Origin of the sequence: Enterobacter sp. SENG-6 (assembly GCF_001605945.1) — a bacterium.
GTDB lineage: Bacteria > Pseudomonadota > Gammaproteobacteria > Enterobacterales > Enterobacteriaceae > Enterobacter > Enterobacter cloacae.
This window is the reverse complement of sequence record NZ_LOMM01000004.1, coordinates 50,723-73,352: the sequence shown is the minus strand read 5'-3', so window position 1 is coordinate 73,352 and position 22,630 is coordinate 50,723. Positions and strand designations below refer to the sequence as shown.

At 55.3% G+C, this 22,630-nt stretch carries 17 protein-coding genes; 13 read left to right on the top strand and 4 right to left on the bottom strand.

The features are described 5' to 3' along the window. Positions 1–6: 6 nt before the first annotated feature. The 5 genes from AX755_RS02680 (at position 7) to AX755_RS02660 (ending at position 6,053) form a co-directional block, all read left to right on the top strand. Positions 7–453: a flavodoxin gene (locus tag AX755_RS02680; protein ID WP_013098525.1), complete on the top strand. Its 447-nt coding sequence runs from the start codon at positions 7–9 to the stop codon at positions 451–453. 334 nt (positions 454–787) lie between these two features. Beyond that, positions 788–2,143, top strand: coding sequence for a galactarate/glucarate/glycerate transporter GudP (gene gudP, locus AX755_RS02675; protein WP_013098524.1), 1,356 nt, complete (start codon positions 788–790; stop codon positions 2,141–2,143). Beyond that, entirely contained in the window at positions 2,143–3,483 is a 1,341-nt protein-coding gene (locus AX755_RS02670; RefSeq protein ID WP_038420508.1) for an enolase C-terminal domain-like protein, read from the top strand. Before gudP ends, AX755_RS02670 begins: the two co-directional genes overlap by 1 nt. A 15-nt stretch (positions 3,484–3,498) precedes the next feature. Beyond that, entirely contained in the window at positions 3,499–4,836 is a 1,338-nt protein-coding gene (gene gudD / locus AX755_RS02665) for a glucarate dehydratase (protein ID WP_029882847.1), read from the top strand. Positions 4,837–4,913: 77 nt separating this feature from the next. Beyond that, positions 4,914–6,053 carry a glycerate kinase gene (locus AX755_RS02660; protein ID WP_062856232.1) on the top strand — a complete coding sequence of 380 codons (1,140 nt, stop codon included), beginning with the start codon at positions 4,914–4,916 and terminating at the stop codon, positions 6,051–6,053. A 70-nt stretch (positions 6,054–6,123) separates the two neighbouring features. On the opposite strand, the gene barA is transcribed toward AX755_RS02660, so the two are convergent. Continuing rightward, positions 6,124–8,883, bottom strand: a complete 2,760-nt coding sequence (gene barA / locus AX755_RS02655; protein WP_023620554.1) for a two-component sensor histidine kinase BarA — start codon at positions 8,881–8,883, stop codon at positions 6,124–6,126. Between the two features lie 57 nt (positions 8,884–8,940). Between barA and rlmD the strand changes: the two genes are divergently transcribed. The 5 genes from rlmD (at position 8,941) to eno (ending at position 16,621) form a co-directional block, all read left to right on the top strand. After that, positions 8,941–10,239 carry a 23S rRNA (uracil(1939)-C(5))-methyltransferase RlmD gene (rlmD, locus tag AX755_RS02650; protein WP_062856231.1) on the top strand — a complete coding sequence of 433 codons (1,299 nt, stop codon included), beginning with the start codon at positions 8,941–8,943 and terminating at the stop codon, positions 10,237–10,239. A gap of 51 nt (positions 10,240–10,290) precedes the next feature. Then, complete coding sequence (relA, locus tag AX755_RS02645) at positions 10,291–12,522, top strand: GTP diphosphokinase (RefSeq protein WP_013098518.1); 2,232 nt, start codon at positions 10,291–10,293, stop codon at positions 12,520–12,522. A gap of 66 nt (positions 12,523–12,588) precedes the next feature. Beyond that, entirely contained in the window at positions 12,589–13,380 is a 792-nt protein-coding gene (mazG, locus tag AX755_RS02640) for a nucleoside triphosphate pyrophosphohydrolase (protein WP_058679587.1), read from the top strand. Positions 13,381–13,603: 223 nt separating this feature from the next. After that, positions 13,604–15,241 carry a glutamine hydrolyzing CTP synthase gene (pyrG, locus tag AX755_RS02635; protein WP_013098516.1) on the top strand — a complete coding sequence of 546 codons (1,638 nt, stop codon included), beginning with the start codon at positions 13,604–13,606 and terminating at the stop codon, positions 15,239–15,241. 81 nt (positions 15,242–15,322) lie between these two features. Continuing rightward, positions 15,323–16,621 (top strand): phosphopyruvate hydratase, encoded by a 1,299-nt coding sequence (gene eno, locus AX755_RS02630; RefSeq protein ID WP_013098515.1) that lies wholly within the window; start codon positions 15,323–15,325, stop codon positions 16,619–16,621. A 53-nt stretch (positions 16,622–16,674) separates the two neighbouring features. Here the strand turns inward: eno and AX755_RS02625 are convergent, their stop codons facing one another. Together AX755_RS02625 and AX755_RS02620 are read right to left on the bottom strand one after the other, a co-directional pair. Next, entirely contained in the window at positions 16,675–17,784 is a 1,110-nt protein-coding gene (locus AX755_RS02625) for an SDR family oxidoreductase (protein WP_062856230.1), read from the bottom strand. Between the two features lie 356 nt (positions 17,785–18,140). Next, positions 18,141–18,965, bottom strand: coding sequence for a MurR/RpiR family transcriptional regulator (locus AX755_RS02620; protein WP_047024544.1), 825 nt, complete (start codon positions 18,963–18,965; stop codon positions 18,141–18,143). 166 nt (positions 18,966–19,131) lie between these two features. Between AX755_RS02620 and AX755_RS02615 the strand changes: the two genes are divergently transcribed. Genes AX755_RS02615 through queE form a run of 3 tightly spaced genes read left to right on the top strand, consistent with a single transcriptional unit; the run spans position 19,132 to position 22,124 of the window. Continuing rightward, complete coding sequence (locus AX755_RS02615; protein WP_062856229.1) at positions 19,132–20,691, top strand: maltose/glucose-specific PTS transporter subunit IIC; 1,560 nt, start codon at positions 19,132–19,134, stop codon at positions 20,689–20,691. Further along, positions 20,691–21,398, top strand: a complete 708-nt coding sequence (locus AX755_RS02610; RefSeq protein WP_062856228.1) for an N-acetylmannosamine-6-phosphate 2-epimerase — start codon at positions 20,691–20,693, stop codon at positions 21,396–21,398. Before AX755_RS02615 ends, AX755_RS02610 begins: the two co-directional genes overlap by 1 nt. Before the next feature lie 54 nt (positions 21,399–21,452). Next, the gene (gene queE / locus AX755_RS02605) at positions 21,453–22,124 is read left to right on the top strand and encodes a 7-carboxy-7-deazaguanine synthase QueE (protein WP_013098510.1); all 672 of its coding nucleotides are present in this window, start codon (positions 21,453–21,455) and stop codon (positions 22,122–22,124) included. Positions 22,125–22,211: 87 nt separating this feature from the next. Here queE and queD read toward each other — a convergent pair whose 3' ends face one another. Beyond that, the gene (gene queD, locus AX755_RS02600; RefSeq protein WP_010434567.1) at positions 22,212–22,574 is read right to left on the bottom strand and encodes a 6-carboxytetrahydropterin synthase QueD; all 363 of its coding nucleotides are present in this window, start codon (positions 22,572–22,574) and stop codon (positions 22,212–22,214) included. Positions 22,575–22,630 lie beyond the last annotated feature (56 nt).

The window sequence follows — 22,630 nt, the reverse complement described above, 5'->3', positions numbered from 1 at the left end:
CATATCATGGCTGAAGTAGGCATTTTTGTCGGCACAATGTACGGCAACTCGCTGCTGGTTGCGGAAGAGGCGGAAGCGATACTCACAAGCCAGGGTCATAAAGCCACGGTTTATGAAGATCCGGAGCTGGCAGACTGGGAAAAGTATAAAGATAAATACATTCTGGTGGTCACCTCCACCACCGGGCAGGGCGATCTGCCGGACAGCATCGTGCCGCTTTTCCAGGGCATTAAAGATATTGGCTACCAGCCGGACGTTCACTACGGCATCATCGCCCTGGGCGACAGCTCTTACGCCAATTTCTGCGGCGGCGGCAAGCAGTTCGACGCACTCCTGCAGGAACAGAGCGCCCAGCGCGTGGGCGACATGCTGCTGATTGACGCCGGAGAACACCCGGAACCAGAAAGCGAATCAAACCCGTGGGTTGAGAACTGGGCCACACTGCTTAAATAACATCCTGCCCGGCGGCGCTTCGCTTGCGCGGGCCTGCGGGTTATTCAGGCCGGGTCAGGCGTTGCCGCCACCCGGCGATAACCTCCGCACCAAACGCCAATTCCGTGAACCATCTTCCATTCTTTTAGGCTTTTGCCACAAACAACCTTTCTCATGCCCCTTAATGTTGTGTTTTTGCACGGTGAGAGAACGTGTCACTCCTTCATATACTTTCCCGGTCACAATAAAACGGCTTCAGGCCGTACCAAAACGACAAACACAAATCTCATTCTGATTACCCTACCGGTGCTGTACAGAGTGAACCAGGCGAAAGCTATGTTTCAGGAGTGCAACAATGAGTACATTAAGCCACGCGGCGAGCAGTGCGGAGAAGCGCACTAACGCTCGCTACTGGATAGTGGTGATGCTGTTTATCGTCACGTCCTTTAACTATGGTGACCGCGCCACGCTGTCGATTGCCGGCTCTGAAATGGCAAAAGACATTGGGCTTGATCCGGTTGGCATGGGGTATGTTTTCTCCGCATTTTCATGGGCCTATGTTATTGGACAGATCCCGGGGGGCTGGCTGCTCGATCGTTTTGGATCCAAGCGCGTTTACTTCTGGTCCATCTTTATCTGGTCGATGTTTACCCTGTTGCAGGGCTTCGTCGATATCTTCAGCGGCTTCGGTATTATCGTCGCGCTCTTTACTCTCCGCTTCCTGGTGGGGTTAGCAGAAGCGCCATCCTTCCCGGGTAATAGCCGCATCGTGGCCGCCTGGTTCCCGGCGCAGGAGAGGGGAACGGCGGTGGCGATTTTTAACTCTGCACAGTATTTCGCGACGGTGATCTTTGCGCCAATCATGGGCTGGCTGACGCATGAAGTGGGCTGGTCACACGTCTTCTTCTTCATGGGCGGATTGGGGATTGTCATCAGCTTTATCTGGCTGAAAGTGATCCACGAGCCGAACCAACATCCGGGCGTGAACAAGAAAGAGCTGGAGTACATTGCGGAAGGCGGGGCGCTGATCAACATGGATCAGAAAAGCCAAAAAGCAAAAGTTCCGTTGAGCCAGAAATGGGCGCAGATCAAGCAGCTTGTCGGTTCGCGCATGATGATCGGCATCTACCTGGGGCAGTACTGCATTAACGCCTTAACCTACTTCTTTATCACCTGGTTCCCGGTCTATCTGGTGCAGGCACGCGGTATGTCGATTCTGAAAGCAGGCTTTGTCGCCTCCGTACCGGCTATCTGCGGCTTTGTGGGGGGCGTACTGGGTGGGGTGATTTCCGACTGGCTGATGCGTCGTACCGGTTCGCTGAACATCGCCCGTAAAACGCCAATTGTGCTCGGCATGTTGCTTTCAATGACCATGGTGTTCTGTAACTACGTCAGCGCGGAGTGGATGATCATCGGCTTTATGGCGATGGCCTTCTTCGGGAAAGGGATTGGTGCGCTGGGCTGGGCAGTGATGGCGGATACCGCGCCAAAAGAGATCAGCGGCCTGAGCGGCGGTCTGTTTAACATGTTCGGCAACATCTCCGGGATTGTCACCCCGATTGCCATTGGCTACATCGTCGGGACCACGGGCTCATTCAACGGTGCGCTGATTTATGTGGGTGTGCACGCCCTGGTGGCGGTCCTGAGCTATCTGGTGCTGGTGGGTGATATCAAACGCATTGAACTCAAACCTGTAGCGGAGCGTGGCTGATGACAACACAATCGAGCCCGGTTATTACCGACATGAAGGTCATCCCGGTGGCCGGCCAGGACAGCATGCTGCTTAATATTGGCGGCGCGCATAACGCCTGGTTTACCCGCAATATCGTGGTGCTGACCGACAGCGCAGGGAACACCGGCGTTGGGGAAGCGCCGGGCGGTGAGGTGATTTTCCAGACGCTGTCAGACGCGATTCCGCAGGTGGTCGGCCAGGAGGTCGCCCGTCTGAATAAAGTGGTCCAGCGTGTTCACAAAGGCAACCAGTCGGCGGACTTTGACACCTTCGGCAAAGGCGCATGGACGTTTGAGTTGCGCGTCAATGCCGTCGCCGCGCTGGAGGCCGCCCTGCTCGATTTGCTCGGTAAGGCGCTGAACGTTCCGGTCTGTGAACTGCTGGGGCCGGGCAAACAGCGTGACGCGGTGACGGTACTCGGCTATCTGTTTTATGTTGGCGATCGGCAAAAAACCGATCTGCCTTATCTGGCGCACTCGCCGGGCCACCATGAGTGGTATCACCTGCGTCACCAGGAGGCGCTCTCCAGTGACGCGGTGGTTCGGCTGGCCGAGGCGGCACAGGACCGCTACGGTTTTAAAGACTTCAAACTCAAAGGCGGGGTATTACCCGGCGAGCAGGAGATTGAAACCGCGCGTGCGCTCAAGAAACGTTTTCCGGATGCCCGCATTACCGTTGACCCTAACGGTGCCTGGCTGCTGGATGAGGCTATCGCCCTGTGCAAAGGACTGGGGGATGTCCTGACCTACGCGGAAGATCCGGTTGGGGCTGAACAAGGCTTCTCGGGTCGCGAGGTGATGGCGGAATTCCGACGTGCCACCGGGCTACCGGTCGCTACGAACATGATCGCCACCAACTGGCGTGAAATGGGCCATGCGGTCATGCTGAATGCGGTCGATATTCCGCTGGCGGACCCGCACTTCTGGACGCTTTCAGGCGCCGTGCGTGTGGCGCAGCTGTGTGATGACTGGGGGCTCACCTGGGGTTGTCACTCCAATAACCATTTCGATATTTCGCTGGCGATGTTTACCCACGTTGGCGCGGCGGCACCGGGTCACCCAACCGCTATCGACACACACTGGATATGGCAGGAGGGTGAGGCCCGTCTGACGAAAAATCCGCTGGAAATTAAAAACGGCACCATCGCGGTACCGGATGCGCCGGGATTGGGCGTGGAGATTGACTGGGATCAGGTCCACAAGGCGCATGAAGCGTATAAAAAACTGCCGGGCGGCGCGCGTAATGACGCCGGGCCGATGCAGTACCTGATCCCTGGCTGGACATTTGACCGTAAGCGCCCAGTTTTTGGACGTCACTGATAAAAGGATTGCACCATGAGCACTTTTACCACCCCTGTTGTTACTTCCATGCAGATCATTCCGGTTGCCGGCCATGACAGCATGCTGATGAACCTGAGCGGCGCACATGCGCCGTTTTTCACCCGCAATATTGTCATTATTAAAGATAACGCCGGGCATACCGGCGTGGGGGAAATCCCGGGCGGTGAGAAGATCCGCAAAACGCTTGAAGACGCCATCCCGCTGGTGGTGGGAAAAACGCTGGGCGAATATAAAAACGTCTTAAATACCGTGCGGAATACCTTTGCCGATCGCGATGCGGGTGGCCGTGGGCTGCAAACGTTTGATCTGCGCACCACCATCCACGTGGTGACCGGTATCGAAGCCGCCATGCTGGATCTGTTAGGTCAACACCTGGGGGTTAACGTTGCTTCCCTGCTGGGTGAGGGGCAGCAACGCAGCGAAGTGGAGATGTTGGGCTATCTGTTCTTTGTTGGCGACCGCAACCTGACGCCGTTGCCATACCAGAGCCAGCCGGACGAGCAATGTGACTGGTACCGACTCCGCCACGATGAAGCGATGACGCCGGATGCGGTGGTGCGCCTGGCGGAGGCCGCGTACGAAAAATATGGTTTTAATGATTTCAAACTGAAGGGCGGCGTGCTGGCCGGAGAAGAAGAGGCCGAAGCTATCTCAGCCCTGGCTAAACGATTCCCGCAGGCGCGCGTCACGCTGGATCCGAACGGGGCCTGGTCGCTTGATGAGGCGATCGCCATCGGCAAGCAGCTGAAAGGCGTGCTGGCCTACGCGGAGGATCCGTGCGGGGCAGAACAAGGTTTCTCTGGCCGTGAAGTGATGGCGGAGTTCCGCCGCGCCACGGGTTTACCTACCGCGACCAACATGATCGCCACCGACTGGCGTCAGATGGGGCACACTTTGTCCCTGCAGTCTGTCGATATTCCGCTGGCTGACCCGCATTTCTGGACGATGCAGGGCTCGGTACGCGTGGCGCAGATGTGCCATGAGTTCGGTCTGACCTGGGGCTCGCACTCCAATAACCACTTTGATATCTCGCTGGCGATGTTCACCCACGTGGCCGCTGCCGCGCCGGGCACGATCACCGCGATCGACACCCACTGGATCTGGCAGGAAGGCAATCAGCGTCTGACGAAAGCGCCGTTTGAAATCAAAGGGGGGATGGTGCAGGTCCCGTCCACACCGGGTCTGGGCGTGGAGCTGGATATGGATCAGGTGATGAAAGCCCATGAGCTGTACCAGAAACATGGGCTGGGTGCGCGCGATGACGCGATGGCGATGCAGTATCTGATCCCAGAGTGGACATTCGACAATAAACGTCCGTGCATGGTACGATAAACGCATTGGGACCGCTCCCATGAGCGGTTCTTTACGTGGTGTATGCTTAACGTAACGACTATGCGTAAGGATGGCTTATGAAAATTGTTATCGCACCGGACTCGTATAAGGAAAGTTTGAGTGCGCTTGAGGTTGCGACAGCGATAGAGCAGGGTTTTCGCGAGATCTTTCCTGAGGCGGTTTACGTCAAACTGCCGGTCGCGGACGGCGGTGAAGGCACCGTCGAAGCGATGATCGCGGCAACGCAGGGACGCATTGTGCATGTTCCGGTGACCGGCCCTCTGGGCCATCGCGTGGAAGGGTTTTACGGGATATCCGGCGACGAGAAGAGCGCCTTTATCGAAATGGCGGCGGCCAGCGGTCTTGAGCTGGTTGCACCTTCGCAGCGCGATCCTCTGAAAACGACCTCCTGGGGCACGGGTGAACTTATCCGTCACGCGCTGGATGCGGGCGTTAAGCATATCATCATCGGCATCGGTGGCAGCGCCACTAATGATGGCGGTGCAGGAATGGTGCAGGCGCTGGGGGCCAGGCTGCTGGACGACCGTGAACAGCCGCTGGGGCAGGGTGGAGGCGAGCTGGGCAAACTTGCCCGTATCGATCTGAGCGGGCTGGACAAACGTCTGGCCGAGTGCCGCATAGAAGTGGCCTGCGATGTGACGAATCCGCTTACCGGTAAGCTGGGCGCATCAGCGGTTTTTGGCCCGCAAAAGGGGGCCACACCCGAGATGATCATTACTCTGGACAATGCGCTTGCGCACTATGCGCGGATCATTGCCCGGGATCTTGATATGGATGTGCTCAACCTGGCGGGCGGCGGCGCGGCAGGTGGAATGGGGGCGGCGCTGTATGCCTTCTGCGGTGCGCAGCTGCGCCAGGGCATTGAGATCGTCACCGATGCGCTACATCTGGCTGACAAGATTGCCGATGCGGATTTGGTGATAACGGGTGAAGGTCGCATCGACAGCCAGACGATCCACGGCAAAGTGCCGGTTGGGGTGGCGAAGGTAGCCAAACGCTTCAACAAGCCGGTTGTCGGGATTGCAGGCAGTCTGACGGCGGACGTTGGCGTCGTGCACGATCACGGCATCGATGCGGTGTTTAGCGTGATTTACACCATCTGCTCGCTGGAAGATGCGCTGGAAAATGCCAGCGAGAACGTCAGGATGGCCGCAAGAAATATCGCGGCGGTACTGAAACTCGGGCAGGGGATGTAGTTCTCCCTCTCCCAGTGTGAGAGGGGTGAGGGTGTAGGCCCGGTAAGCGTCGCGCCACCGGGCATTTACCTCAATTTCCTAACACCTTCATCGCTTCCCGCGTCACGTTATCCATCTCATCCAGCAGCTCAAGGAACTCCGGTTCCAGTTCAGATTCTGGTGTCCCTGCGCGTAGCTGCTGCTCCAGCAACTGGCAGAGGTTTTTCAGGCGGGGCACGCCGCTGTAACCACAGCTACCGTGCAGCTTGTGGATAGCCTGCAGCAGTTCCTCCGGGTTTTCGCCCACCAGCTGTTCTTCTACCTTATTGCGAATTTCCGGCAGAAACGCGACCAGCATCTGTAGCATCTCGCGGGCTAAATCAGGTTTCCCCGCCGCCTGGCGTAACGCAAGCTGCCAGTCAAAAGTGGCGTTCTGATTCACGCTAATCTCAACTGGTTCTGCTGATAAGGTATACGTACCGCCGATATGCCCCGGCTTATAGCGCAGCAGCAGGTTATGCAGTTTCTCTTCGTCGATAGGTTTCGCCAGATAATCGTTCATTCCGGCGCCGAGCAGCTTCTCTTTCTGTCCGGCCATCGCATGTGCGGTCACGGCAATGACCGGCGTTTGCTGTTGATGAGGTAGCTGGCGGATGAGCTCGCAGGCGCGAATGCCATCCATACCCGGCATTTGAATATCCATCAGAATCAAATCGAACTGCATCTGTTTGGCCAGTTCAACCGCCTCAGCACCGCTGGTGCAGAGCTCAACATGCTGAACCTGATCCTCAAGCAGCACGCCAATCAGCTTCAGGTTTGCCGGGTTATCATCCACCGCCATCACGCTCATCGGCAGCCTCTGCTCGTCATTAACCAGTGCCACGGCATGCTCATTCAGGCGGCAGTAGGCCGTCAGAGCAGGCAACAAGCGTGTGGCGGTGAGCGGTTTAAGCAGACAGGCGGCCGCCCCGTCGTTTTTCAACTCTTCGGCATTGATTTGCGCATGGCACGGCAGCGCCAGCAGCAGGTAGTCGGTCATCGACGCGGCTTTCGCCAGCCGTTCCTGCTGCATGGTGAGCTCCCCGGTGAAGGTGACCGGGATCCCCATCAGCAGGATATCGTAATGCTCAACGGTAAGCGCAGAGAAGGTCGGGCTGTAGACCACCTCCAGCGGCGTGGTGCTTAAGATATCCAGCGTGCACTGGGCAGCGGCGGCGTTCGGCTCCACGTAAGCGAGGCGCTTGCCTTTCAGGCAATCCGTCACCGGGCCGTCCGTCAGCACGTTCGGGTTGAGATCCAGGTTGATATGGAACCAGAACGTCGACCCCCGGTTTGGCTGGCTGTGGAAAGAGATATCACCGCCCATTTCTTTAACCAGTTTTTGCGTGATAACCAGCCCCAGGCCCGTACCACCGTGACGCCGTGAAATACTCGCATCCGCCTGACGAAACGCCTGGAACAGACGGGATTGATCCCGTTCGGGAATGCCAATGCCGGTATCGCGGATCTGAACTTCAATCTGTACTTTGTTATTACTGATGGCACGTTTTTCCACCAGAATGTCGATGTTGCCGCTTTCGGTAAATTTGATGGCATTACCGACAAGATTGGTAATGACCTGCTGCAGGCGCAGCGGATCGCCGATGACGTTATCCGGCACGTCGTTTTTAATGTTCAGCGTCAGCTCAAGCCCTTTGTCGTGCGACGAATGCGCCAGCAGCGTAACCACCTCATCAAGCGTACTGCGCAGCGGGAACGGAATGCTCTCCAGAATCAGCTTGCCCGCTTCCAGCTTGGAGAAGTCCAGCACGTCATTAATGATCGCCAGCAGATTGTTAGCCGAACGTTCAATGGTGTGCAGGTGATCGCGCTGGGTGGGGTTAAGCTCGCTCTTCAGGGTCAGGCGGGTAAAGCCAATCACGCCATTGAGCGGCGTACGCAGCTCGTGTGACATATTGGCAAGGAACTCCGATTTAATTCGGGCTGCCTCCTGGGCACGCTTTTTCGCCAGATCCAGCTCGACGTTCTGGATCTCCATCTGTTCCAGCGTTTCGCGCAGATCCGAAGTGGCCTGATCCACGTTATGCTGCATCTCTTCGTGATAGGCCGCCAGCGACATCGCCATCGAGTTGATGCCGTTTTTCAGCATGTCCAGTTCGCCCAGCATGAACCCTTCCACGCGGCTATCGAGCTGGCCACGGCGAATGCGGTCAACGGTGTTGACCATATTGCGGATGGGCCCGGTCACATCGCGCATCAGTCGCCAGCCAAAGATAAGCGCAATGCCGATACAGAACAGCATCATCACGCCGGAGATAAAAATCTCTTTGTACTGCTGCAGTCGCACCGACTTGAGGTCCAGCTCCAGCGCCACATATCCGAGCATATTGCTGCTGGACTTGGCATCGGATTGCGCGGACTCATCGGGTGAATAACTTTCCGAAATAATTGGCGTGCGCAGGATCATAATATCGCCCCGTCGCATCACCGTGAGATGGCGCGGGAACGGCGAACCGTCAGGAATTTTTAACGCTGCCGGATCAAGATGAAAATTAGAGGTGACGAACAGCCGGTTATGCTCGTCATAGACGGAGATCGCACGCACAATATCCGAGTGGCGGCGATGCAACACACTGATTAACTGACCAATCGATTCGCGGTTTTGCAGGTTCATCCCGTATTCGCTGGACACGGCCAGCGGTTCGATGATGCTGGCTCCGGCATCTTCCAGCTGTCGCTGCAGGTCGTTATAGCGGTGCACAACGAAGAAGATGCTCAGCAGCAAACCGATGAGAACGGTGGGGGCGAGGATCAAAATCATCATGCGCGCGCGCAGGCTGTAGTTGGTCATGGCGTTCCGTTATGGGACAATTAAGATAATTATGTATATTTGAGAAAATTCCCGGCGATGGCGCAATTCTACTCTGCAAAGCGACGCGTGACGACGCGTCAGATCATCACTGTCGAAGCCACGGACCTTGACCCTTTTGGTCAGGGCGTCGCGCATCACAATGGTAAGACACTGTTTATAACAGGTTTGCTGCCCACAGAACGAGCAGAAATTACGCTGACGGAAGATAAACGCCAGTACGCACGCGGGAAGGTGAAGCGCCGTCTGACCACCAGCCCGGAGCGCACAGAGCCACGCTGCCCGCATTTTGGCGTCTGCGGAGGCTGCCAGCAACAACATGCCAGCGTAGTTTTACAGCAAAAAAGTAAGAGTAATGCCCTGGCACGCCTGCTCAGGCATGACGTTGACGACATCATTGCCGACCAACCCTGGGGCTATCGTCGTCGCGCGCGGCTGAGCCTAAGCTATCAGCCCAAAAACGAGCGGCTGGATATGGGGTTTCGCAAAGCGGGCTCCAGCGATATCGTCGATATCAGGCAGTGCCCCATTTTGGTGCCCCGTCTTGAGGCATTGCTCCCGGACGTGCACGCATGCCTGTCCGGGCTGGACAGTGTTCGCCACCTCGGGCATGTGGAACTGGTCCTGGCAAACAATGGTCCGCTGATGGTGCTGCGCCATACCGCGCCGCTGTCCAAAAAAGACCGCGAAAAACTGGAACGCTTTTCGCATTCCCACGAGCTGGCGCTTTTTCTCGCCCCACAAAGCGAGATACTGGAGCAGGTTACAGGTGACGCGCCCTGGTATGCGTCAAACGGACTACGCTTAACGTTCAGTCCGCGGGATTTCATCCAGGTTAATGACGGCGTCAATCAGCAGATGATCGAAACCGCGCTGACGTGGCTGGATGTCCAGCCGACCGACCGCGTGCTTGATCTCTTCTGCGGCATGGGCAATTTCACGCTGCCGCTGGCCCGTAAAGCGGCGAGTGTTGTGGGGGTAGAAGGCGTCGACGCGCTGGTGGCGAAAGGCCAGGAGAATGCGCAACAGAACGGCTTGCAAAATGTGACATTCTTTCATCAAAATCTGGAGGAAGATGTCACGCAGCAGCCCTGGGCAAAACAGGGTTTTGACAAAATCCTGCTCGACCCGGCACGGGCAGGCGCACCGGGCGTGATGCAGCATATAATTAAACTCGCCCCGAAACGCGTGGTCTACGTTTCCTGTAACCCGGCAACGCTTGCCCGGGATAGCGAGGCATTACTCAGCGCGGGTTACCAGATTCAGCGTCTGGCAATGCTGGACATGTTCCCGCACACTGGGCATCTGGAATCAATGGTGTTGTTCGAGCACATCTAATTAGTTTGGCTTGTCGACTTCGACAGGCCCTGGTCCCTAAAGGAGAGGACGATGGTTGCGGTAAGAAGTGCACATCTTAATAAAGCTGGTGAGTTTGACCCTCAAAAATGGATCGCAAGTCTGGGAATTTCCAGCCAGCAGTCGTGTGAACGCTTAACCGAAACCTGGGCCTATTGTCAGCGCACCACGCTGGGGCATCCGGACGCCGAGCTGCTGCTGTGGCGCGGCGTGGAGATGGTCGAAATCTTATCCATGCTCAATATGGATATCGAAACGCTGCAGGCCGCGCTTCTGTTCCCGCTTGCCGATGCGGACGTCGTCACGGAAGACGTGCTGCGTGAAAGCGTCGGAAAATCGGTCGTGGCGCTGATCCACGGTGTCCGCGATATGGCGGCCATTCGTCAGCTCAAAGCCGCGCACACCGATTCCGTCTCCTCTGAACAGGTCGATAACGTTCGCCGGATGCTGCTGGCCATGGTGGATGATTTCCGCTGCGTGGTCATCAAGCTTGCCGAGCGTATCGCCCACCTGCGTGAAGTGAAGGACGCGCCGGAAGATGAGCGCGTACTCGCCGCCAAAGAGTGTACAAACATCTATGCGCCGCTGGCGAACCGCTTAGGCATTGGTCAGCTCAAATGGGAGCTGGAAGACTACTGCTTCCGTTATCTGCACCCGGCGGAATATAAGCGCATTGCGAAACTGCTGCATGAACGCCGTATCGACCGCGAACACTATATTGAAGAATTTGTCAGCGGGTTGCGCCAGTCGATGAAGGAAGAGAACGTCCGTGCCGAAGTGTACGGTCGGCCAAAGCATATCTACAGCATCTGGCGCAAAATGCAGAAGAAACACCTCGCCTTTGACGAGCTGTTCGACGTGCGTGCCGTGCGTATTGTGGCGGAGCGTCTGCAGGACTGCTACGCCGCACTGGGGATCGTGCACACGCACTTCCGCCATCTGCCAGATGAGTTCGATGACTATGTCGCCAACCCGAAACCTAACGGCTACCAGTCTATTCATACCGTGGTGCTGGGCCCCGGCGGTAAAACGGTTGAAATTCAGATCCGTACCAAACAGATGCACGAAGACGCCGAGCTGGGTGTCGCCGCGCACTGGAAATACAAAGAGGGCACCTCGGGCGGAGCGCGCACCGGTCACGAAGACCGCATTGCCTGGCTGCGTAAGCTGATTGCGTGGCAGGAGGAGATGGCCGACTCCGGTGAGATGCTCGACGAAGTCCGCAGCCAAGTCTTCGACGACCGGGTGTACGTCTTTACGCCGAAAGGGGACGTTGTTGACCTGCCTGCCGGGTCAACGCCGCTCGACTTTGCCTATCACATCCACAGCGATGTCGGGCACCGCTGCATTGGTGCGAAAATCGGCGGGCGCATTGTGCCGTTCACCTACCAGCTGCAGATGGGCGATCAGATCGAAATCATCACCCAGAAGCAGCCAAACCCGAGCCGCGACTGGCTGAACCCGAACCTGGGGTATGTCACCACCAGCCGCGGACGCTCCAAAATTCACGCCTGGTTCCGTAAACAGGATCGTGACAAGAACATCCTTGCCGGTCGCCAGATCCTGGATGACGAGCTGGAGCATATAGGCATCAGCCTGAAAGAGGCGGAGAAGTTCCTGCTGCCGCGTTACAACTTTAATGAGCTCGATGAGCTGTTAGCGGCCATTGGCGGCGGCGATATTCGTCTCAACCAGATGGTGAATTTCCTGCAGGCGCAGTTCAACAAGCCAAGTGCGGCAGAGCAGGATGCGGCGGCGCTGAAACAGCTGCAGCAGAAAACCTATGCACCGCAGCAGCGCAGCAAAGACAATGGCCGCGTGGTGGTGGAAGGCGTCGGCAATCTGATGCACCACATCGCCCGCTGCTGCCAGCCTATCCCGGGGGACGACATCGTCGGCTTTATCACCCAGGGGCGTGGGATTTCGATTCACCGCTCAGACTGTGACCAGCTTGCTGAGCTGCAGTCGCATGCGCCGGAACGCATCGTTGAAGCCGTCTGGGGTGAAAGCTACTCTGCCGGCTACTCGCTGGTGGTGCGCGTCACCGCCAACGACCGCAGTGGACTGCTGCGCGACATTACGACCATTCTTGCCAATGAGAAGGTCAACGTGCTGGGCGTTGCCAGCCGCAGCGATACCCGCGAGCAGCTTGCCACCATCGATATGACCATCGAAATCTACAACCTGCAGGTGCTGGGCCGCGTGCTTGGCAAACTGAACCAGGTCCCGGATGTGATTGACGCGCGTCGTCTCCACGGCGGTTAAACATCCTCTTCTGTAAGCCGGGTAAGGCAACGCCGCCACCCGGCATTTTTTCATCAGGACAGAACTATGACTCAAATCGACCGCCTGCTCGGCATCATGAAACGCCTGCGCGACCCGGAAAACGGCTGCCCGTGGGATAAAGAGCAGACTTTCGCGACTATCGCCCCGTACACCCTCGAAGAGACCTATGAAGTACTGGACGCCATTTCACGTGAGGACTTTGACGACCTGCGCGGCGAACTCGGTGACCTGCTGTTTCAGGTGGTGTTCTATGCGCAGATGGCGCAGGAAGAGGGACGTTTTAATTTTAACGATATCTGCGCCGCTATTAGCGACAAGCTTGAGCGCCGCCATCCGCATATCTTTGGCGATGCCACGGCGGGCAACAGCGCGGAAGTGCTGGCGCGCTGGGAGCAGATTAAAAGCGCCGAGCGGGCTGAAAAATCCCAACACTCCGCGCTGGATGACATCCCGCTGAGTCTGCCCGCCCTGATGCGTGCCCATAAGATCCAGAAACGCTGCTCGGCAGTAGGGTTTGACTGGCACTCGCTTGGCCCGGTACTGGACAAAGTCCATGAAGAAATCGACGAAGTGATGCACGAAGCGCAGCAGGCCGTGGTGGATGAAGCAAAGCTTGAAGAAGAGATGGGCGATTTGCTGTTCGCCACCGTCAACCTTTCGCGCCACCTGGGTGTAAAAGCGGAAACGGCCCTGCAAAAAGCCAACCTTAAGTTCGAACGACGCTTTCGCGAAGTCGAGCGCATTGTGGCCTCGCGCGGCCTGGAAATGACCGGAATTGATCTCGATGTGATGGAAGAAGTCTGGCAGGAAGTAAAACGCCAGGAATCTGATCTCTAACGGAATTTTGCGATCAAGCGCAATTTGTGTGATTTTTTAAATGACAAGCGCTTGATTTGCGTCAAAAACATTTACCCAAAAGGGGCTATTTTCTCACTCCTTATGTTTGTCATGGCCTGGAATGGAGACGGAGAATGAAAGTTTGTGGCGCTCGCCGTGTTCGGGTATACTACTTTCCCGTCCTGGTTATTCCATCGTTTCACCCTAACTTCTCAGGTTCAGCATGACAACGAACTATATTTTTGTGACCGGCGGGGTCGTATCCTCTCTGGGTAAAGGCATTGCCGCAGCCTCCCTCGCAGCCATTCTTGAAGCCCGTGGCCTCAATGTGACCATGATGAAACTGGATCCGTACATCAACGTCGATCCTGGCACCATGAGCCCAATCCAACACGGGGAAGTGTTCGTTACTGAAGACGGCGCTGAAACCGATCTGGATCTTGGCCACTACGAGCGTTTCATTCGCACCAAAATGACCCGTCGTAACAACTTCACGACTGGCCGTATCTACTCCGACGTTCTGCGTAAAGAGCGCCGTGGTGATTATCTGGGTGCGACCGTTCAGGTTATCCCGCACATCACTAACGCTATCAAAGAACGCATCATTGCGGGTGGCGAAGGCCACGACGTGGTGCTGGTTGAAATCGGCGGTACCGTAGGTGATATCGAATCCCTGCCGTTCCTGGAAGCGATTCGCCAACTGGCGGTTGATATCGGTCGTGAACACGCGCTGTTCATGCACCTGACGCTGGTGCCTTACATGGCAGCCGCAGGTGAAGTGAAAACCAAACCGACTCAGCACTCCGTGAAAGAGCTGCTCTCCATCGGTATTCAGCCTGACATTCTGGTTTGCCGCTCCGATCGCGCGGTTCCGGCAAACGAACGTGCGAAAATTGCATTGTTCTGTAACGTGCCTGAAAAAGCCGTTATTTCAATGAAAGATGTCGATTCCATTTATAAAATCCCGGGCCTGTTGAAATCACAGGGCCTGGACGATTATATTTGTAAACGATTCAGCTTGAACTGTCCGGAAGCTAACCTGTCTGAATGGGAACAGGTTATTTATGAAGAAGCCAATCCGGCTGGTGAAGTGACTATCGGTATGGTCGGCAAGTACATCGAACTGCCGGATGCCTATAAGTCTGTTATCGAAGCGCTGAAACACGGTGGTCTGAAGAACCGCGTCTCCGTGAACATCAAGCTGATTGATTCGCAGGATGTTGAAACACGTGGCGTCGAAATTCTGAAAGATCTGGATGCGATTCTCATCCCTGGCGGCTTCGGCTACCGTGGTGTAGAAGGCAAGATCGCCACTGCACGCTATGCGCGTGAAAACAATATTCCATACCTCGGCATCTGCCTGGGTATGCAGGTTGCGCTGATCGAATTTGCGCGCAACGTAGCGGGAATGGAAAACGCGAACTCTACGGAATTTGTGCCAGACTGTAAGTACCCTGTAGTGGCGCTTATCACTGAATGGCGCGACGAAGACGGTAACGTCGAAGTCCGTACCGAGAAGAGCGATCTGGGTGGCACTATGCGTCTTGGCGCACAGGCCTGCCAGCTGTCTGACGATAGCGTGGTTCGTAAGCTGTATGGCGAACCGGTCATCACCGAGCGTCATCGTCACCGCTATGAAGTCAACAACATGTTGTTGAAACAAATTGAAGCTGCGGGTCTGCGTGTTGCGGGCCGCTCCGGGGATGATCAGTTAGTCGAGATCATCGAAGTGCCAAACCACCCATGGTTTGTCGCCTGCCAATTCCACCCGGAATTTACTTCAACGCCACGTGACGGGCATCCGCTGTTTGCAGGTTTCGTGAAAGCCGCCAGCGAGTATCAGAAGCGTCAGGCGAAGTAAAAAAGTTAGAACGGCAACGCGTACCCCCGGTACGCGTTGTTTGTCTGGAGTTTTAGTTTAACTTGTACTGAGGAAAATCTAATGTCCAAAATCGTTAAAGTCATCGGTCGTGAAATCATCGACTCCCGTGGTAACCCGACCGTTGAAGCCGAAGTTCATCTGGAAGGTGGTTTCGTCGGTATGGCAGCTGCTCCATCAGGTGCTTCTACTGGTTCCCGCGAAGCGCTGGAACTGCGCGATGGCGACAAATCCCGTTTCATGGGCAAAGGCGTACTGAAAGCTGTTGGCGCTGTAAACGGTCCTATTGCTCAGGCAATCATTGGCAAAGACGCTAAAGACCAGGCTGGCATCGACAAGATCATGATCGATCTGGACGGTACTGAAAACAAATCTAACTTCGGTGCGAACGCAATCCTGGCGGTTTCCCTGGCGAACGCCAAAGCCGCTGCGGCAGCGAAAGGTATGCCACTGTTCGAGCACATCGCTGAACTGAACGGCACCCCAGGCAAATACTCCATGCCTGTACCAATGATGAACATCATCAACGGTGGTGAGCACGCAGACAACAACGTTGATATTCAGGAATTCATGATTCAGCCAGTTGGCGCGAAAACCCTGAAAGAAGCAGTGCGTATGGGTTCTGAAGTGTTCCACAACCTGGCTAAAGTTCTGAAAGCAAAAGGTATGAACACGGCTGTGGGTGACGAAGGTGGCTACGCGCCAAACCTGGGTTCTAACGCAGAAGCACTGGCTGTTATCGCTGAAGCAGTAAAAGCCGCTGGCTATGAGCTGGGCAAAGACATCACTCTGGCGATGGACTGCGCAGCATCTGAATTCTACAAAGACGGTAAATACGTTCTGGCTGGCGAAGGCAACAAAGCGTTCACCTCTGAAGAGTTCACTCACTTCTTGGAAGACCTGACCAAACAGTACCCAATCGTTTCTATCGAAGACGGTCTGGACGAGTCTGACTGGGATGGTTTCGCATACCAGACTAAAGTACTGGGCGACAAAATCCAGCTGGTTGGTGACGATCTGTTCGTAACCAACACCAAGATCCTGAAAGAAGGCATCGAGAAAGGCATCGTTAACTCCATCCTGATCAAATTCAACCAGATCGGTTCTCTGACCGAAACTCTGGCAGCGATCAAAATGGCGAAAGACGCTGGCTACACCGCTGTTATCTCTCACCGTTCTGGCGAAACTGAAGACGCTACCATCGCTGACCTGGCTGTTGGTACCGCTGCAGGCCAGATCAAAACCGGTTCTATGAGCCGTTCTGACCGTGTTGCTAAATACAACCAGCTGATTCGTATCGAAGAAGCGCTGGGCGAAAAAGCACCTTACAACGGTCGTAAAGAGATCAAAGGCCAGGCATAATTGCTTAAGCCTTAAAATGAAAATGCCAGTCGAAAGACTGGCATTTTTTTTGGTTATTTGAAATCAACCGCCATTTGCTCCGGGATGCTCAACCCCCGGGTAGTTTGTACGCAGCGGGCAATATAGTCCGTAAAACGCGGCGGTTTAGGCATGCCCATACTGAGCAGCTTGTCGTTGCTAAAACGTACGTTCAGCGTGGCAAAGGCCCCGTATAAGCGCATTGCTCTCAGCATCAGCCGTTCGTTGCAGGGGCCAAAAATATCCTTCAGCTCACGTCGCATTCTGACCAGCGTTTCGTAACTTACCTGGGCATACTTATCACCGACCGGGGCTTTCTCCAGCGCCTGTGCCATCGCATTATCAATATCCGCAAAGCGCACGCTGTTCTCTTCTCCGGCAGAAATATGTATCACTTCTCCCGGCTGCGCAGTGCTGTTAAGCAGCATCAGCAGCGCATCGGCGCAGTAATCCACCGGGACGACATCTATTTTGTCTTCCATTGAGCACATGAATTTTTGCAGCATTAGCCCCATGCTGAAGACCCAGAAAATACTGCTCGACGGCGTACAGCCATGACGGGTATGGCCGACCACGATGGACGGACGGGCGATGAGCAGCGGCAGGTTGGGACAGTGCTGGCGCATCAGTTGTTCAATGGTGGATTTCGAATACGTATATTCCACCAGATGCTCGGCGTTTTCTCTGAACTCCGCGCTTTCGGCGACCAGCGAATCCTGCTCCGGCGTGCACGACATGGCTGTTCCCACATGCAGAAAGCGCTGTAAACCGGCAACCTGGTTCATGCGTCTGGCGAGCGCCAGCGTCCCTTCCACATTCACTTTCCAGATCAGCGGATTGTTACCAAATGACGCGACGGCCGCGCAGTTAAGAACATGCGTCACTTGTTCCAGACGCGGGTCGTTCAGGAATCCCTCCGGCTGGCTGAGATCGCCGATAAGGATATTCTCCTCGTTCAACGCGGCCAGCGTCTCCTCTGAAACCTTGAATTTACGCATGTTGTCCCGCACGCGTTCCAGCCCCTGTCGCGGGTCACTGGCGCGCGCAAGCAGCAGTAATTTTACTGAACTATTGCTGGTCAGTATTTTTTCAAGTACTGCACCGCCCAGAAAACCAGTCACGCCTGTAATAAATAACATATTAATCTATACCGTCTCATAATGATTGATGAGGCGGATTGTAGGCAGGCAAAAGTAAACGGCATTTAAATAGAAAAATGGCAAACCTGACGGCGTCTTAAGCTTATTTTAAGGTAAGGAATTCAGGTGGAAATATTGGACACTAGCGGAGTAAGAAAAATTCAATTTATAAATCAAATAATTTTAACATTCTGATTTTGTTCTATTATTTGTGCGATTTTATTGCTTTTAATACGCATTGAATATGTAATAAATAAAATAATTTGTTACACCATTATGCCGCGCACGAAATAACCGTATCAGCACTTAAATGGAATCGACATCACGCCGTGCAGGCTATTTTATTTAGCCTGCAAAGGGTTTTAAAGTAATAAAGGCAGCGTTGCGCTCGCGGTTTGCTGGCTAACTTCACCGTAATGGCTATCAATCGCAATCAGGGAAGTTGTAAGCAATTCAACCAGTAACATTACGCCCACTTTAGCATTGAGCGCGCCTGCGCTGAGTGGTCCTTCCGGTTTTGCGGCGACCAGCTGCATATCGCTAAGCGAAGCCAGCGGGCTGCGGGGTGTATTGCTAAGGGATAACACCTTAACGCCGCGTTTGCGTGCAAGTTTTACGACGTGGAGCAAATCCCGCGTTGAACCGGAACTGGAAATGGCCACCACCAGCGTCCCTTCTGGAAGCGTTGCTGCATTCATGGCCGCACGATGCATATCGCTAAAAAGCTGTGCAGGTTTGCCGAGTCGCAACAGTTTGTAATGTAAATACTCACCGAGGATCGCGCTGGCGGCCACCCCATATATTTGTACGGCTTGCGCCTGATGCAGCGCCTGAGCGGCCTTTTCCAGCAGTGCTCTGTCGAGCAGTCTGGCGGTATCCTGCAGCGCCTGAACAGACTCATCGACGACGTTATCAATTTCGTCCCCGGCCACGCGTGCGGGCTGACCCTGCTGAATATCCAGCGCCAGTGCCATCTTGAATTCGTTATAGCCTTTGCAGCCGAGCGTCCGGCAAAGACGCGTCACGCTGGCTTCACTGGTGTGGCTCTCCCGTGCCAGTTCGGTGATCGTCAGGTAGAGCACCCGGGCCGGATCGTTGAGAACAAACTCTCCCAGTTTTTTTTGCGTGGGGCTGTACCCGGAAGCCTCCTGGCGCAGCTTCAGCAGCAGGTTTTCATGGTCTGACATGCTAGATCCTTAATGCGTTTCTCTGCGTCCTAGTGTGGCGGAAAGCGGGGCAGGGATGCCAGTCATTTCGAAAAAGTATGATCGTCGTCCTGGTTTTTGATGGTAATTTTCACTATTAAGTATAGTTATGGTAAAAATTTTCATCGTTAACTGAGGGGATGAAAAAATGATGCAAATGTTCAGTGGTGCTTCGTCCGGCGGATGGTTTGAAAAAGCGCAGCGCTTTGGCAAATCCTTTATGTTACCCATCGCCGTACTGCCTGCGGCGGGTCTGCTGCTGGGGATAGGCGGCGCGTTATCGAATCCCAATACGCTTACGGCATATCCGTTTTTAGATGTGGGCTGGTTACAGGCTATTTTTACCATCATGAGCAGCGCCGGTTCGATTGTGTTCGCGAATCTGTCGGTGCTGTTTGCCGTTGGGGTTGCCGTCGGGCTGGCAAAAAATGATAAAGGTACGGCAGGGCTGGCGGCGTTACTCGCGTTTCTGGTCATGAATGCCACCATTAACGCACTGCTGATCCTCACCGGAAAACTGGCGCACGAGAATCCGGGGGCGGTCGGGCAAGGCATGACGCTGGGGATCCAGACGCTGGAGACCGGCGTATTTGGTGGGGTGGTCATTGGTCTTGTGACCTGCGCGCTGCATCATCGGTTTAATAAGATCGCGCTGCCACAATTTCTGGGATTCTTTGGCGGGTCACGCTTTGTGCCGATTATCAGTTCACTGGCTGCGATCCTGGTCGGAGCCTTAATGACCGTAGTCTGGCCACATTTCCAGAAGCTGATCTTTGGTCTGGGCGGGCTGGTGGATGCGACCGGTTATCTGGGAACACTGCTGTACGGCTTCATTTTGCGCATGCTGGGCCCGTTCGGTTTACACCACATCTTCTACCTTCCGTTCTGGACCACCGCGCTTGGCGGCAGCGAGATTGTCAACGGGCAACTGGTTGAAGGTACGCAGCGGATCTTCTTCGCTCAGCTGGCCGATCCCACGACGCGCCAGTTTTATGAAGGAACGTCGCGCTTCATGTCCGGGCGCTTTATCACGATGATGTTTGGTTTGCTCGGGGCCTGCCTTGCGATGTATCACACGGCTAAACCGGAGAACAAAAAACGCGTCGCGGGGTTGTTGCTTTCAGCGGCATTAACCTCCTTCCTGACGGGGATCACCGAGCCCATCGAGTTCTCCTTCCTGTTTATCGCGCCGGTGCTGTACGTCATTCACGCATTTTTTGACGGGCTGGCGTTTATGCTCGCGCATATTTTACACATCACCATTGGGCAGACCTTCTCCGGCGGTTTTATCGACTTTGTGCTGTTCGGCATTTTGCAGGGGGAGGCCAAAACCCACTGGATGTTAGTGCCGCTGGTGGGTGTACCGTGGTTCTTCCTCTACTACTTCACGTTCCGCTATCTGATTTATCGCTTTGATTTTGCCACGCCGGGTCGGGAAAAGGAGGCGGTGGCCAATGACGTGACGTTCGCCCAGAACGAACGCGCAAGTGCGGTGATCGCCGGACTGGGCGGAAAAGACAATCTGGAAGAGGTGGACTGCTGCGCCACGCGTCTTCGCGTCACGGTTAAAGATGGCAGCAAAGTGAATGACGCGGCGCTGAAAGCCACCGGTGCGCCCGGCGTGATTGTGCGCGGAAATGGCGTTCAGGTCATTTATGGTCCGCATGTCACGATTATCAAAAACGAAGTGGAAGAGATCTTATCGTAATGAAAACTGTACTGGATACCCTGAAGGGAAAACTGGTCGTCTCCTGTCAGGCGCTTGAGAACGAACCGTTGCATAGCCCGTTTATTATGTCGCGGATGGCGCTGGCGGCGCGTCAGGGAGGGGCTGCGGCCATCCGTGCCAACAGCGTGGTGGATATTGAGGCGATCAAAGAGCAGGTTACGCTGCCGGTTATTGGCATCATCAAGCGGGAGTACCCCGACAGCGAGGTGTTTATCACCGCGACGATGAAAGAGGTGGATGAACTGATGACCGTCTCCCCGGCGATCATTGCGCTTGATGCGACCGACAGGGCGCGGCCTGGTGGGGAATCTCTGGCAACGCTGGTTACGCGCATTCGTACCCGTTACCCCTCGGTGCTGCTTATGGCTGATATAGCCACTGTTGATGAGGCCGTCACGGCGCAGGCGCTGGGGTTTGATTGTGTCGGGACCACGCTTTACGGCTATACCGCGCAGACCGCCGGACACGCCTTACCCGATGATGACTGTCAGTTTCTGAAAGCGGTACTGGCAGCCGTCACGGTACCGGTGGTGGCCGAAGGTAACGTGGATACCCCGGAACGCGCCGCCAGATGTCTGGCGCTGGGGGCGCATATGGTGGTGGTGGGCGGGGCAATCACCCGCCCGCAGCAGATTACGGAACGCTTTATGTCGGCAATTGACGCGCAAAGCACCGATCGAGCATGACCATCTCACGGGGATCTGCGATACTTATCGTTTATCCCCTTAACTGAGATGACTATGCAGTACCCGATTAACGAGATGTTCCAGACCCTGCAAGGCGAGGGTTACTTTACCGGCGTTCCCGCAATTTTTATTCGTTTACAGGGATGCCCGGTTGGCTGTGCCTGGTGTGATACCAAACATACGTGGGATAAACTCGCAGATCGGGAAGTGTCGCTATTTAGCGTTCTGGCGAAAACCAAAGAGAGCGATAAGTGGGGGGCTGGCAGCGCGGAAGATCTGCTGGCCATTATTGGTCGTCAGGGCTGGACGGCGCGCCATGTGGTCATTACCGGGGGCGAACCCTGCATCCACGATCTGACGCCGCTGACCGAACTGCTCGAAAAGAACGGCTATAGCTGCCAGATTGAAACCAGCGGTACGCATGAAGTGCGCTGCTCCCACACCACATGGGTAACGGTATCGCCTAAAGTAAACATGCGCGGCGGCTACGACGTACTGTCTCAGGCGCTGGAACGTGCTGATGAGATTAAACACCCGGTAGGGCGAGTACGTGATATCGAAGCGCTGGATGAACTGCTGGCGACGCTGACGGACGAAAAACAGCGCGTGATTGCGCTGCAACCTATCAGCCAGAAAGAAGACGCCACGCGCCTGTGCATTGAAACCTGTATCGCGCGTAACTGGCGCCTGTCGATGCAGACGCACAAATACCTGAATATTGCCTAAAAAAAGCCCGGTGGCGCTAGCGCTTACCGGGCCTACGGTTCCAGGCTTTTGTTGGCCGGGTAAGGCGAAGCCGACCCCCGGCAAGCATCACTCGCCGCGATACACGCAGCCTGCCGTACAGGTCTCTTTGATCATCACTGCGCTCAGCAGCGGTACCAGCGGTTTCATCTGATCCCAAATCCATTTTGCCAGCACTTCGCTGGTCGGGTTTTCAAGACCCGGGATATCGTTCAGGTAATAGTGATCCAGACGATCGTAAGTCGGCTTAAATGCCGCCTTCAGCTCAGCAAAGTCCATGATCCAACCGGTATGCGGATCAACTTCACCGGTGATCTCAAGACGCACCATAAACGAATGCCCGTGCAGACGGCCGCATTTATGTCCCTCAGGAACATGCGGAAGGTGGTGGGCGGCTTCGAAGGTGAAATCTTTAAACAGTGTGGTGGACATGATCGCTCTCAGTAATGCGGAAAAAACCGCCGCATAGTACCGGAAAGCACAATTTT

Bases quoted from the DNA above. Each gene is read 5' to 3' on its own strand.
- AX755_RS02680 (WP_013098525.1), top strand. From the start codon at position 7: ATGGCTGAAGTAGGCATTTTTGTCGGCACAATGTACGGCAACTCGCTG.
- gudP (WP_013098524.1), top strand. From the start codon at position 788: ATGAGTACATTAAGCCACGCGGCGAGCAGTGCGGAGAAGCGCACTAAC.
- AX755_RS02670 (WP_038420508.1), top strand. From the start codon at position 2,143: ATGACAACACAATCGAGCCCGGTTATTACCGACATGAAGGTCATCCCG.
- gudD (WP_029882847.1), top strand. From the start codon at position 3,499: ATGAGCACTTTTACCACCCCTGTTGTTACTTCCATGCAGATCATTCCG.
- AX755_RS02660 (WP_062856232.1), top strand. From the start codon at position 4,914: ATGAAAATTGTTATCGCACCGGACTCGTATAAGGAAAGTTTGAGTGCG.
- barA (WP_023620554.1), bottom strand. From the start codon at position 8,883: ATGACCAACTACAGCCTGCGCGCGCGCATGATGATTTTGATCCTCGCC.
- rlmD (WP_062856231.1), top strand. From the start codon at position 8,941: ATGGCGCAATTCTACTCTGCAAAGCGACGCGTGACGACGCGTCAGATC.
- relA (WP_013098518.1), top strand. From the start codon at position 10,291: ATGGTTGCGGTAAGAAGTGCACATCTTAATAAAGCTGGTGAGTTTGAC.
- mazG (WP_058679587.1), top strand. From the start codon at position 12,589: ATGACTCAAATCGACCGCCTGCTCGGCATCATGAAACGCCTGCGCGAC.
- pyrG (WP_013098516.1), top strand. From the start codon at position 13,604: ATGACAACGAACTATATTTTTGTGACCGGCGGGGTCGTATCCTCTCTG.
- eno (WP_013098515.1), top strand. From the start codon at position 15,323: ATGTCCAAAATCGTTAAAGTCATCGGTCGTGAAATCATCGACTCCCGT.
- AX755_RS02620 (WP_047024544.1), bottom strand. From the start codon at position 18,965: ATGTCAGACCATGAAAACCTGCTGCTGAAGCTGCGCCAGGAGGCTTCC.
- AX755_RS02615 (WP_062856229.1), top strand. From the start codon at position 19,132: ATGATGCAAATGTTCAGTGGTGCTTCGTCCGGCGGATGGTTTGAAAAA.
- AX755_RS02610 (WP_062856228.1), top strand. From the start codon at position 20,691: ATGAAAACTGTACTGGATACCCTGAAGGGAAAACTGGTCGTCTCCTGT.
- queE (WP_013098510.1), top strand. From the start codon at position 21,453: ATGCAGTACCCGATTAACGAGATGTTCCAGACCCTGCAAGGCGAGGGT.
- queD (WP_010434567.1), bottom strand. From the start codon at position 22,574: ATGTCCACCACACTGTTTAAAGATTTCACCTTCGAAGCCGCCCACCAC.